The organism is Chryseobacterium edaphi (genome assembly GCF_025628985.1).
Lineage (GTDB): Bacteria > Bacteroidota > Bacteroidia > Flavobacteriales > Weeksellaceae > Chryseobacterium > Chryseobacterium edaphi.
In genome coordinates this window covers 578,532-591,576 of sequence record NZ_JAOTEM010000001.1, presented here as the reverse complement: position 1 = coordinate 591,576, position 13,045 = coordinate 578,532, and the positions used below count along the sequence as shown (strand labels likewise).

Below are 13,045 nucleotides of genomic sequence, written 5' to 3'. Positions count from 1 at the left end.
AATGCTTAATTTTGAATTAAAAAATCCAACAAAAATACTTTTCGGAAAAGGTGAAATTGAAAAAATTTCAAAAGAAATTCCAAAGGATGCTAAAATACTGATGATTTACGGTGGTGGAAGCATCAAAAGCAATGGTGTTTACGAACAGGTAAAAGAAGCTTTAAAAGATCATGATCTTCAGGAATTTGGCGGAGTTCCGGCAAATCCGGAATACGAGATTTTATTGGAAGCTTTAAAAGTTATTAAAGATAATAATGTTACTTATCTTCTAGCTGTTGGTGGTGGTTCTGTGATTGACGGTGTGAAATTTCTTTCTGCTGCAGCTAATTACGAGGGCGAATCTTGGGAAATCCTTAAAAAACCTGTAAGAACTTTAGAAGGTGGAGGAATGCCTTTCGGGACAATTCTTACTTTGCCTGCAACGGGTTCTGAAATGAATTCCGGATATGTAATTTCAAGGAGAGAAACCAATGAAAAATTATCATCTGGTGGTCCAGGATTATTTCCTCAATTTTCTGTTTTAGATCCGGAAGTAGTAAAATCAATTCCTAAAAAACAAATTGCCAACGGAATTGCAGACGCCTACACTCACGTTTTAGAACAATATATGACTGCTCCGTCTTCTGCCGATCTTCAGGAAAGAATTGCAGAAAGTATTTTAATTAGTTTACAGGAAACTGCACCGAAAGTAATGTCTGAAAATTTTGATTATGATGCTGCCGGAAACTTCATGTGGTGTTGCACAATGGCTCTTAACGGGCTGATTCAAAAAGGGGTGATCACAGATTGGGCAGTTCACGCAATGGGACACGAATTGACGGCTTATTACGGAATTGATCACGCAAGAACACTTGCTGTTATCGCACCTTCTCATTACCGTTACAATTTTGAAACTAAAAAAGAGAAACTGGCGCAATATGCAGAAAGAGTATGGAAAATCACAGAAGGAAACATAGAAGAAAAAGCGGAAGCCGCTATCAAAAAATTGGAAGAGTTTTTTCATAGTCTGGAAATTCAGACCAAACTTTCAGATTACACAGACCATTATCAAAATACTGCTGAAAGAATCGAAAAAGCTTTTACAGAAAGAAATTGGGTTGGTTTGGGTGAACTTAAAAAGTTAACTCCAAAAGATGCCTACAAGATTGTCGAAATGAGTTACTAAAACATATAAATGTATTCTAAAAATGCTAAAAGATCTGAATTTTTATTTCGAACACTTAAATTTTCAGAGCTTCTAACTTTTATTTTCTGTCTTGAATCTTAAAAATTATAGTTTTTACAAACATTAGTTTAAAAAACCTTAATTTCATTATAAATATTTGAAATTTATTTATATTTTAGCATCTTAAATATGTGAAAATGAAAAAATACCTACTTTTATTTGCCTTTTCAGCCTTAGCGCTTAGTTCATGCGAAGATGATGATGTCGAAGGTTTTGAACTGGACATGCTGAAAGGTGAATGGAAAGATACAAAAGAAGAAATAATTTCCGGAAAAGATAATAAAACTGTACTCTCTACCATTACTCCTACAGGCTGCAGCGCAAAAAGCACAACAGAATTCAGGATCGATTATTATGCAGCATACACTGCAGTTACAGGTATTGGTGCTACATGTACAAGTGAAAAGACAGAAGGTACTTATACTTATGATGCCGAAAAGAAAATTCTGGTCATCAAATACAAAAATGATAACGAAAGACCTTATAGAGTCGACATTTTGAGCAACAGCGAATTAAGACTGATGGAAATGTTCGACAGTATTGATTACAACGGAGATATGGTCATCGATTACGTTTACAGAAGTTATAAAAGATAAAAACTGCTTAACTCCCGAAATTTTCGGGAGTTTTTTATTATATTTAATTTCCAATAAAATTTAGATAAAAATGAAGAAGATTTTTGCAGGATTTCTGTTGCTGATGTTTGCCCTTATGTATTCGCAGGAAAAAAAGCCTATGTTTTGGCAGGACATCCAGAATTTCAAAACATTAAATCAGCAATCTGCTCCACCCAATAACACAATTCTTTTGATAGGAAGCTCATCTTTCACAAAATGGAAGGATGTTTCAGAATACTTTCCCGGTAAAACAATTATCAACAGAGGTTTTGGAGGTTCAAGACTGACCGATTTAAATTATTATTCTGAAGATTTGCTAAAACCTTATCAGCCAAAACAAATTATCATTTATTGTGGTGAAAACGATTTTGCAGATGATGCCAAATTAAAAGCTGATATTATTGTTGATAGATTCAAAACTTTCTACAAAAAAGTACGTGAAAAATTTCCGAATATAGAAGTGGATTTCATTTCAATAAAATATTCTCCGAGCCGCGAAAAGCTTTGGCCACAAATGAAAGAAGCCAATAAGAAAATTGCGAAATTCATGAGGAAGGAAAAAAATGCTGAGTTCATAGATATTACAGAGATAATGAATGATGTCAACGGAAATGTAAGAAAAGATCTTTTTGTAGAAGATATGCTTCATATGACTCCGGAAGGTTATAGACTTTGGACAAAGGTCATGAATCCCTATATGAAATAAAATATGCGATCACATCTAGAAACTCCCATTTTGAAAAAAGCGGAAGAGATTTTTCAAGCTTTGAAGACTATCACAGATCTTTTTCCTGAAGATAATGAGCATCTGAAGTATATCAAATTGAATCTTTTAGAAGACAGTTTGATGATGCAGGCAAAAATTTCCGGTGCAGAAGCTGTAAAATTATATGATATTAAAATGGAAAATGCTGCCATCATTAGAAAAGCGGCAAAAGATATTTTAGTAACTGGAAATACTTTAAAAATGTTTGATTTCGAAGATGCCAAATATTATAAAATCATCAGAAGTTTGATTGAAGAATTCAAAATTATCTTTATTGAGTGGGTGGAAGGTTTTAATCCAAAACATTTTATTGTTGACGATTGGGGACTTTTCAATCCACCAGGAATTTCAAGAGATTATGTTCAGCGCGATGATGAACTAAATTTTCTGCATGAAGATGACTGCGAATGATTCAAAAATAAAACGCTGAAAATAACAAAAAACGATTCCAAAATTGGAATCGTTTTTTTATTTCTTTCTCTTTGATTTCGAGATTGTTTTCTGTTGTGCTCTATTGGCTCCGAATTTTTTGGGAGCTTTTCTTTTTGAAGGGCCACCCCAGTTTTCTTTTTTGTTTTTGTCTTTCTTTACGTGAAAAGCACCACCTCCATCAAATAATTTTGCCTGAGCAGGATTTTTCATTAAGATCACATCTTCTTCAGAAATAATCTTTTTAGGATTGATTTTCACTTCGGCTGGGAAATCAATATATCTTAATTCTTTATCCATCAATAATTCGATGTCAAGAACCAGAGTTTCTTCTTTTTTAGCTACAAAAGTGATGGCTTTACCATCTTTATCAGCTCTACCTGTTCTACCAATTCTGTGAATATACTGTTCCGGAACTTCAGGGGTTTCAAAGTTAATAACGTGAGTAATATTTGAAATATCTAATCCTCTCGCCATAACGTCGGTCGTGATCAAGCCTCTGATTTCTTCCTTTTCAAAGCTTTTCATCGCTTTCAGTCTGTAGTTCTGAGATTTGTTGGAGTGAATTACATCAAATTCGTCAGGGAAAAGCTCATTGATCTTTGTAAATAATAAATCTGAATGCTTTTTGTTATTAGCAAAAATCAAGACTTTAGTCATATTTTCATTGTTCTTCAACAAATATTCAAGCAAGTTGATTTTTGTATTGAAGTTTTCAACTTTGTAAGCAGTTTGTTCGATTTTCTCAAGAGGAGTTCCAGATTTTGCCAATGAAATTTCAATAGGACCTGCGAAATACTGATCCAGCATTTCGTCAACTGCTTCCGTCATGGTTGCAGAGAAAAGAATATTCTGTCTTTTTTCACGCATCATTTCGAAAATGTGTGTCAACTGAGGCCTGAAACCCAAATTCAGCATTTCGTCAAACTCATCAATGATCAGTTTCTGAACTTCTCTTAATGAAATGGCATTATCAATCGCTAAATCCATGATACGCCCAGGAGTTCCCACCAAAATATCGCAACCGTCGTTGAATAAAAGCTTTTGCGTATTGATATTTTTCCCTCCGTAAATTCCGATTACTCTTGCAGTGATATTCTCTGTCAGTTTTTCAACGATTTCTGATACCTGAACCACCAATTCTCTTGTAGGAACCAAGATAACAATTGTAGGATTTCCTGTTTTGTTATATTTCCAAGTCTTTAAAACCGGTAAAAGATAAGCTAACGTTTTCCCTGTTCCCGTCTGTGCAATTCCCATCACATCTCTTCCTGAAAGGATAGGACCTATACTCTTCTCCTGAATTGGAGTAGGCTCAAATAAATTTAAATCTGCTAAAACATCAAGAACTTTAACCGGAAGGTCAAAATCTGCAAAAGTGAGTTTTTCCATTTTGCAAAGATAGGCAAATATTTCGATTGTTAATTTGATTCAAAAACAACAATATTTTTATCAAAAATTTAATTTAGCTATTCGTTTGAATGAATAAAATCTGCCGAAGATTTTGTTTCTTTTTCTTAATAAAATTATTGAATCCTTATGCTTCTACTGACTACTTTAATATCATCGTCCACAAACTCACTTGTCGTAACTATGACAAATCCTTTCTTCTTCGGATCTTTTTTAATTGGAAACTGATCACTCTCCCATTGAGAACAGTGAGTTGAAATTGGTTTCACTAATGCTTCCCAACCTGTTTTACGAAAAGAATAAACATAAAAAGGATGCCAACAACTTGTACACCAATTAGGATAAAACCCGATATCGTCTTTACCGTCGTTATTTAGATCTTTTAAATTATAGAGTGTTCCGCTTTTTGCAGGAGAAATAGTAAATGATTTTAATTTTTTGTCACTAAAATAAATTACAGATTCACATTTCCCATCGCATTCCTCACCGCAATCATTAATTTTGATATATGCAAATTCTTTGGTTCCATTACCATCAAAATCTCCTAAAAGACCTTCATCGGCTTCTTTCTGTGCATTTAAAAATAAACTAAAACACATTAAAGCACTAGCAAAAAATGATTTCATCATAACCAAATATATAATTATTTCCTGTTAATTCTCAATAAAAGAACAATCATCAACAAAAAAGAAAATACAAATCCCAATACGGCTATTAAGGACATTTCCCCGATTCTTGGTCCCGATTCTGAAACAAAGACAATTGCAGTTGCAATAATATTCGCTCCGAGAATCATCGCTAAAATTAAATTAACAATACTCGATTTAATAAGATTGTTAGTTTTTTCAATATTCTTGATTTCACTTGAGATGGTGAATTTATTGTCATCCAATTTCTGCAAAACGGAGCGAAGTTCTTTTGGAATTTCATCCACATTATCGGTGAAATTCACCATCTTGTCCATTCCAGATTTGAAGAGTTTTTTCGGGCTGATTTTTCTGGAAAGAATTTTCTTGGTGTAAGGATGAAGACTTTTGACAATATCTAAATCAGGATTGATTGTTCTTCCGACTCCCTCAATCAAACCGATTCCTTTAAATAAAAGATAAAAATAATCCGGCATATACAACTGATTATCTTTTAATACATCTTTCATCTTATTAATGATGATATGCGGATCGATATCTTTCAGCGAAGTGCTGTGAACGAAATTCAGAACTTCTTCTACATCATTTTCAAATCTTCTTTCATCAGGAATTTCATAACTGACTGCCATTTTTTTGAGATAACGGACAATTTTGTTGGAATTTTTAGCCACAAAAGCGACAATCAAACTTTCAAGAATTTCTTTGTCATTTGGCTGAATTTTTCCTACTGCACCAAAGTCAATAAAAACCACTTTTCCATCTTTTTTTACTAAAATATTTCCGGCGTGCGGATCTGCATGAAAGAAACCGTAATCTAAAATCTGAGAAACAAAAAGTCTCAAGCCTACTTCAGAAACGACAACGGGATCAATTTGATGTTTTAAAAGTTCAGTTTTATCTGTAACTTTAATTCCGTCAATAAATTCCATGCAAAGGACATTATTGTTAGAAAATTCGTCATAGATAATCGGAATGTAGGTTTCTTTGCTATTTTTAAAATTTAAAGCAAACTGTTTGATATTATTTCTTTCATTAACGAGCGAAATTTCTTCCAGCAAAGACTTTTCGAAAGTTGCAATGGCCTGTTTTAAATTAAGCTTCGACCCAATTTCAGAATAAGTTGAAATCAACTTCACCAAATCTTTGATCAGCAGCAAATCATCTTCAATGATGCTCAAAACATCAGGTTTTTTGATTTTTAAAATGACCTCTTCTTCCGAAATTAAAGTCGCTCTGTACACCTGAGCAATAGAAGCTGTTGCCAAAGGTTTCGCAATAATTTCTGAGAAATGTTCTTTAACAACAATATTGAATTCATTTTCGAGAATTTCCTCAACGTTCATTTCGACCACTTCTACCCGATCCTGGAGTTTCTGCAACTCCTGAATCAATTCCGGTGGAAGCAGATCTTCACGGTTGCTGAATGTTTGTCCGAGCTTTACAAACGTTGGTCCCAATTCTTCAAGAACCAGTCGTATTCTTTCGTAAACGGTTCCTTTAGAGATAATTTCATCAGACGGCGCAGAACTTTCTTCCGGTTTTTTGCCCATTCTGGCAATCATATCTTTGAAGCCGTATTTGCTTAAAACGGAGATTAAACGGGCAGATCTTTTCAGCTTTCGCTGCTGTTTGTCAAACATAATTTTGAGGATGATTTGAATTGCAAAGTAAGTTCAAAAATTATTCCTATTGAAAGTTTTAAATTAAAATCTAAGAAAAGATTTATATTTTTGAATGATGATGAAAAAACTAACAATACTCTTAATTTTAAGTCTTTTTACAAACTGTATTTCAAGAAAAAATACAGAATATATTTTGCAAGGTAATTATGTATTAACGAAGGCAAAATTCTTTAAAATAGAAACCAAAAATGGAATTCATATTTTTCATTTTAAAATTGATTCGATTGAAGGAATTTTCACGAAACCTGTTGATACCAATTTTGCGAATAAAAATTATCGCAAAATCAAGCTTCATAAAAAATACACTTTGTTTTTACACAAACAAATGTATGCCAATCTAAGAACAGAAATCGGCGAGGAAACAATAACTGACAATGATATTTTGATATGGAAAACAGGAATGAAATCTCAACATTTTGTCGACTGTGAAAATATTACAGGAAATCAAATAAATCCGAGATTTACATTAATAAAATATATAGATCCAAACCCCACAAAATATTGATTATGGCGAAATATATTTCTCTCATTATAATTGTAATGCTTGTTTCGTGTAAATCATACAAGATAAAAAATATTTATTTTAAATCTGAAACTAAAACAGTAAATGCAAAAATTACAAGAATTGATTCAACTGAAAATGATTATATATATTTTTTAAAAAATGATACGATGAATTCTTTTTTCACAAAATCAATTCTATGTAAACAAATATTTAAATCAAAAATTGATACCACCAAAAATTATCAGTTAACTATTAAAACCGATGCGAATTATACCTATCTATCAAAAACCTACAGTGAAATTTATTATCATGAAGGTATAGATACAACTTTTAACTACAAAGATTACAGATTAATTCTTTTAGATAGTCCGGATATCTGCGGAAAAACCGTTAATTGTAAAGAAAATCCTGAATTTAAAGAAAAATTCTTCTCATCGATAAAATTCATTGACACTATTTATTCAATTCAAAATAGAAAATTTCATGAAACTTTAAATTTCATCTCAAAATACACCCAAGTTTCAACTGAAAGTATGCTTAATTATGCTAGAATATATCCGAGTGGAGCTTACGAAAAAGACAGAAAAACCTGGCTTGATTGGTATGAAAATAATAAGTGTACCAATATTCAGTTTAAAGAATAATTATATTGCTTTAAAAACTGTCAATACCAAAATCAAAACATTTATCCCCAAAATCACCCAAAAGAAAAGCCGGCTCGGTTCGGAAATACTTTTCAGCTGATCGATGATTTTAACTTTAATAATTTCTGAGAAACTTACATTCTCGTCTTTGAAATCAATTTCGTTTAGGTCTACTTTTTTAAACCCGAACGCAATGATTTTCTTCAGCCATTTATTTTGTTTTGAATCTCTAATTTCTTGTAAAATTCTCAGTTGCAGCTTAGTTTTGTCGACTCCTTGTCTGAATAATTCCGGCTGGTGTTCTTTCACCTTTAAAAGAAGTTTATCTAAAATCGGGAACAGTAAATTTTCACCCTTGTCAGCAATCAGTCGATTAATCGTCTTGAACATGACGTATTTATTCCCCATTGAAAATAATAAAAACGGACTGGCCAAAATGCTTATCACCGCCAAACCAAACGCAATTGGCCGCTGCATAAAAAGTACCGCAACTGCCGCTTCACCACTTGTATAAACTGGTCCGCCACCGCTTGAATAGGTTTGCGTGATGATCAACATTATTGTCGTAATGCAGAGAATTGCAATGGCGAATTGACCAATTAAATTTATTTTTAAAAAGCTGAAGGTTGCCCTCCCGAAAAGCTTAGCAAAATATTTTACATCTTCGTTGATGAAACTTTTCTGTTTGTCTTTAATCATCATGTGTGTGTTCTATTATTTAAAAATACAAAGAATTACACACATGAAAACAATGTTTAGCAGAATTTATTCATTAAAAACATATTCATCATAATGTCCTAAAAATTTTACATTTGAACCTAATGAAATAATCTCGTCAATGGCATTTTGAGACAGAACATTATGCCATTCACTGGCAACATTGATGAAGAAAAAGTAATTTCCTAAACCGGTTTTCAATGTTCGGCTTTCTATTTTAGAGAGATTCATTTTTCGCCAAGCGAAGACAGATAAAACCTGATGAAGACCTCCTGCGTGATCTTCGGGAAGGGTAATGATTAGAGATGTTTTCTCAGATGTCTTCGGGAGATTAAGTCTTAAGCTTTCTTTCTTTTTTGAAATCACAATAAACTTCGTATGATTCTGTTCAAAGTCCTGAATATTCTCATGAATAATTTTTAAACCATACAGTTTTGCAGAATACCGGTTAGCGACCGCAGCCCATTTTTCGTTTGGATTGTCTGAAACTAGTTTTGCCGCAGCAGCAGTTGAACTGTAATCCTGCGATGGAATATCTTTAAAATGATCATATCTAAAATGAAAAGTCTGTGCTAAAGCCTGAGGATGCGAAATGACTCTTTCAAAAGTTTCTTGATCTGGGTGAATCATCAGATGATGTGCAATCGGCATTACAAGTTCAGTTTCTATAAGCACATCAAAATCGTAGAGGTAATCAAGCGTCATAGAAACCGTACCTTCGATAGAATTTTCTAAAGGAACAACAGCTTTATCAACTTCATTATTTTTTACGGCATTGAAACAGTCTAAAATGCTCGACTGCGGAACTAATTCTTCATCTGCAAAAATCTGTGTGGCTGCCAACTGAGTAAAACTGGCGTGCGGACCAAGGAATGCTATCTTCATTGAACAAATGTAGAAAATTAATCACAAAAGTTCTTCCATTGAAACTGTATGAAGGTAATGAATGTGTTTTTAAAATTTAAAATTACTTAATTGATCAAAATCTGAGCGGTCAAAGATGTTACTGATGATTCCATCTTCCAAAATTGCAATTTTGTCGCAGGTATGAAACAGAGTCTCGATGATATGCGAACTAATCACGACGATTTTATTTTTATCTTTCAGCTCACGGATGATTTCGTATAAAATATGAACGCCTTCAAAGTCTACTCCGTTAAACGGTTCGTCAAGAATATTGATCGGTTTATCCAGCATCAGCATTCCCATCAGTGCAATTTTCTTTTTCATTCCGCTGGAATAATCCTGAACAAATTTATTGAGCGGCAACCTAAACTTTTCGGTAAGCTCATTCAAAGAATTTTCTTTGTGTTGCGAAAAATATTCTAAATACTCTTTTCCTGTGATATAGGGATAAAAATAATTTTCAGTTTCTAGATAGGAAATGCTCTTCCTTTGGAGTTTTTCTTTATTCCAAAGAATTTCACCAGCATATTTTTGATTCTGATACAGAGATTCAAATAGTGTAGTTTTCCCAGCTCCATTTTTTCCAAGTAAACCAATGATAGAACCTTCTTCTACATTTAGATTCAAGCCTTTTAAGACATTTTTATCTTTAAAACTTACCGATAAATCTTTAATTTCCAACATAAATTCTGATATTTTGTTTTGCCTCTCTGATATTTTGTTTGATCACAAAAATTGCAGGAATAATCAGTATGCTACAGAAAAAATATTCTAAAAACACGATCATTCCGTAGTAGTTTCCTCTTTCTTTAAAGTTGTAAATCTTATACTTTCTGGTGAGAATCAAAATGAAATACAGATTCATAAATATCGCGTAATAGAGAAGATAAAAGCTTTCAGTATAGTTAAAGATCAGGAAACCAGTATAAGTGGGCAACAAAAGCAGGTTGAAGAACGCTACATTCTTTTTGAGCTTAAATATAAAATCATACTTTTTAAAATACATTTCCAGCATATCTTTGCTTTCGTTGGGCTCAAAAATAGCACCTATGAAATCAAATGTAAAAATTCCACATAAAATTAAACTTGCAGGATTATAAGATGAAATTACAAGAATGAAGTATCCTAAGATCGCTAAAATGGTATTTTTTCTCAGATAGCTTTTCCATTCAAAAAGATACGTCGGAACGAAATTCCATTGAAGCACGAAGTGTATTTGTTTTTTTGGATAGAAAAAAGCAAAGGAAATTAGCGCAGCAAAAAACAGAGCTGCAAACTGATCAATTTTGTAATTGATATTTGCCATCACAAATATGCTGTAGATTATTGCAGATTCAAGGAATATAATCAACCTCCAATTTCTGACAAAAATTTTCTGAAGAAATGAAATATCTTTTCTGTTAATGTGAAAAATAAATGTTAAAAGAAAAAATACCGCAGGATATAAAATGGGTTTAGGAAATTTCACCACCATCAAGCACCCAAAAATTAAAAATGCGGGAAGGCTGAATTTTGGATTTAAATTAAACAACCTTAAACTTTGATTGATTCTAAATTTAAAATGGGTATAAAACTTTTTCAAAGCCTGATTTTATTAGGTTTTTTTGCTATTGATTTGTGTGAGTTTTCAAATATATGAAATTTTTAGGTGAGCTAACTATCTGAGTCACGGAATAGTGATATTAATTAGGGTTCACAAAAAAAACCAGCCTCAAAAAGCTGGTTTATATTTAATTTAAATCAAGATTACTCCCACTCAATCGTTGCAGGTGGTTTGCTTGAAATATCATACGCAACTCTGTTGATTCCTCTTACTTCGTTGATGATTCTGCTTGAGACAGTATCTAAAAACTCGTAAGGAAGTCTGCTCCATGTTGCGGTCATAAAGTCGATGGTATTAGCAGAACGAACTACTGCAGTATATTCGTAAGTTCTTTCGTCGCCCATTACTCCGACAGATTTTACAGGAAGAAGAACTACGAATGCCTGAGAGACTTTCTCATATAAATCGTTTTTATACAATTCTTCGATAAAAACATCATCGGCTTCCTGCAGGATCTTTACTTTTTCAGCATCTACAGCACCCAAAATTCTGATTCCCAAACCTGGACCTGGGAAAGGATGTCTATGTACCAAATGATGAGGAATACCCAATTCTTCACCTACTTTTCTTACTTCGTCTTTGAAGAGTTCTCTTAAAGGCTCAAGCAATTCAAATTCCATTTCTTCGGGAAGTCCGCCAACATTGTGGTGAGATTTGATTACCGCTGAAGGTCCGTTTACTGACTGACTTTCAATCACGTCAGGATAAATTGTTCCTTGAGCTAAGAATTTTGCGCCTTCAATTTTATGCGATTCTTCGTCAAAAACATGAATAAATTCGTTCCCTATGATTTTTCTTTTTTGTTCGGGATCATCAACTCCGGCTAATTTTGATAAGAATCTTTCTGAAGCGTCAACCAATTTGATGTTCATATGAAAACTCTCACCATAATTTTGCATCACTTTTTTGTCTTCGTCTTTACGCAGAAGTCCGGTATCTACGAAGATGCAATGAAGCTGATCACCAATCGCTTTGTGAATTAAAACGGCAGCAACAGAAGAATCTACACCTCCTGAAAGACCAAGTATTACTTTGTTGTCTCCTACTCTTTCTTTGATTTCTTCAACTGTTTTGTCGATATAGTTGGTAAGTTTCCAGTTTTTCTCTGAATTACAGATGTCGAACACGAAGTTCTCTAACATTTTTCCGCCTTCCTCTGTATGAGAAACTTCCGGATGAAACTGTACGCAAAAGATTTTCTTTTCTTCGTTAGCAATCGAAGCGATTACGCCAGATTTTGCATTTAAATCAAAACCTGGAGGCAACATTCCAACCTCGTCGAAGTGACTCATCCAGACTACTGAATTCTGAGTAACTCCTTTTAGTAAAGAAGATTCTTTCACAATATCTAAATGTGCTTTTCCGTACTCGCCTTTTACACCTTTATGTACTTTTCCGCCTAAAAGATGTGCAGTAAGCTGCATTCCGTAGCAAATTCCTAAAACGGGAATTCCCTGTTCATATAATTTTTTTTCAACCAAATGAGCGTTTTCTGCGTTCACAGAACTCGGTCCACCTGAAAGGATGATTCCTTTTGGCTGTTTTTCTAAAATTGTCTTTAAAGGTGTATTGAATGGTAAAATTTCGGAATACACTCCCATCTCACGGATTCTTCTTCCGATAAGCTGGTTGTATTGTGATCCGAAATCTAATATGATAATACCGTTGTTCATTGTATAATTGATGATTGATAATTTATAAATGATAAAACAAATGATGTTGATTTACCTAATTTTTTAAAAGGACGAAAACCCTAGCCCTGATGGAAGCGGCATCCTTTTTTGTTATTGCGATTGAGAAATAGTTCAACAAATCACTTCACGTTGTTCGCAATGATAAAAAAGATACAGCGGACAGCAGGTTCCCGGCTTCTAATAAAAAAGCCCCGAAAAAA

14 protein-coding genes are annotated in these 13,045 nt (G+C 33.3%); 6 read left to right on the top strand and 8 right to left on the bottom strand.

Annotation, left to right across the window (positions count from 1 at the left end; genetic code table 11):
- Position 1 precedes the first annotated feature (1 nt).
- The 4 genes from NZ698_RS02785 to NZ698_RS02770 all read left to right on the top strand — a co-directional run bounded on the left by NZ698_RS02785 (position 2) and on the right by NZ698_RS02770 (position 3,019).
- Positions 2–1,165, top strand: coding sequence for an iron-containing alcohol dehydrogenase (locus NZ698_RS02785; RefSeq protein ID WP_263001573.1), 1,164 nt, complete (start codon positions 2–4; stop codon positions 1,163–1,165).
- Positions 1,166–1,362: 197 nt separating this feature from the next.
- A complete protein-coding gene (locus tag NZ698_RS02780; protein WP_263001572.1) occupies positions 1,363–1,821 on the top strand; it encodes a lipocalin-like domain-containing protein in 459 nt (152 codons plus the stop codon).
- A gap of 70 nt (positions 1,822–1,891) precedes the next feature.
- Positions 1,892–2,548, top strand: a complete 657-nt coding sequence (locus tag NZ698_RS02775; protein ID WP_263001571.1) for a GDSL-type esterase/lipase family protein — start codon at positions 1,892–1,894, stop codon at positions 2,546–2,548.
- Between the two features lie 3 nt (positions 2,549–2,551).
- Entirely contained in the window at positions 2,552–3,019 is a 468-nt protein-coding gene (locus NZ698_RS02770) for a hypothetical protein (RefSeq protein ID WP_263001570.1), read from the top strand.
- A gap of 57 nt (positions 3,020–3,076) precedes the next feature.
- Here NZ698_RS02770 and NZ698_RS02765 read toward each other — a convergent pair whose 3' ends face one another.
- From NZ698_RS02765 to NZ698_RS02755, 3 genes are all read right to left on the bottom strand, one after another.
- On the bottom strand, positions 3,077–4,429 hold the full coding sequence (locus NZ698_RS02765) for a DEAD/DEAH box helicase (RefSeq protein WP_263001569.1): 1,353 nt from the start codon (positions 4,427–4,429) through the stop codon (positions 3,077–3,079).
- Positions 4,430–4,563: 134 nt separating this feature from the next.
- A complete protein-coding gene (locus NZ698_RS02760) occupies positions 4,564–5,076 on the bottom strand; it encodes a hypothetical protein (protein ID WP_263001568.1) in 513 nt (170 codons plus the stop codon).
- A 14-nt stretch (positions 5,077–5,090) separates the two neighbouring features.
- Positions 5,091–6,734 (bottom strand): ABC1 kinase family protein, encoded by a 1,644-nt coding sequence (locus NZ698_RS02755; RefSeq protein WP_263001567.1) that lies wholly within the window; start codon positions 6,732–6,734, stop codon positions 5,091–5,093.
- Between the two features lie 97 nt (positions 6,735–6,831).
- Here NZ698_RS02755 and NZ698_RS02750 point away from each other — a divergent pair, with 97 nt between their 5' ends.
- Together NZ698_RS02750 and NZ698_RS02745 are read left to right on the top strand one after the other, a co-directional pair.
- Positions 6,832–7,281 (top strand): hypothetical protein, encoded by a 450-nt coding sequence (locus tag NZ698_RS02750; RefSeq protein WP_263001566.1) that lies wholly within the window; start codon positions 6,832–6,834, stop codon positions 7,279–7,281.
- 167 nt (positions 7,282–7,448) lie between these two features.
- Positions 7,449–7,925, top strand: a complete 477-nt coding sequence (locus NZ698_RS02745) for a hypothetical protein (protein WP_263001565.1) — start codon at positions 7,449–7,451, stop codon at positions 7,923–7,925.
- Here NZ698_RS02745 and NZ698_RS02740 read toward each other — a convergent pair whose 3' ends face one another.
- The 5 genes from NZ698_RS02740 to guaA form a co-directional block, all read right to left on the bottom strand.
- A complete protein-coding gene (locus NZ698_RS02740; protein WP_263001564.1) occupies positions 7,926–8,627 on the bottom strand; it encodes a hypothetical protein in 702 nt (233 codons plus the stop codon).
- Between the two features lie 63 nt (positions 8,628–8,690).
- Positions 8,691–9,527: a prephenate dehydratase gene (gene pheA, locus NZ698_RS02735; RefSeq protein WP_263001563.1), complete on the bottom strand. Its 837-nt coding sequence runs from the start codon at positions 9,525–9,527 to the stop codon at positions 8,691–8,693.
- 69 nt (positions 9,528–9,596) lie between these two features.
- A complete protein-coding gene (locus NZ698_RS02730; protein WP_263001562.1) occupies positions 9,597–10,232 on the bottom strand; it encodes an ATP-binding cassette domain-containing protein in 636 nt (211 codons plus the stop codon).
- On the bottom strand, positions 10,219–10,854 hold the full coding sequence (locus NZ698_RS02725) for a hypothetical protein (RefSeq protein WP_263001561.1): 636 nt from the start codon (positions 10,852–10,854) through the stop codon (positions 10,219–10,221). Before NZ698_RS02725 ends, NZ698_RS02730 begins: the two co-directional genes overlap by 14 nt.
- Positions 10,855–11,294: 440 nt before the next feature.
- Positions 11,295–12,824, bottom strand: coding sequence for a glutamine-hydrolyzing GMP synthase (gene guaA, locus NZ698_RS02720; RefSeq protein WP_263001560.1), 1,530 nt, complete (start codon positions 12,822–12,824; stop codon positions 11,295–11,297).
- Between the last annotated feature and the right edge of the window lie 221 nt (positions 12,825–13,045).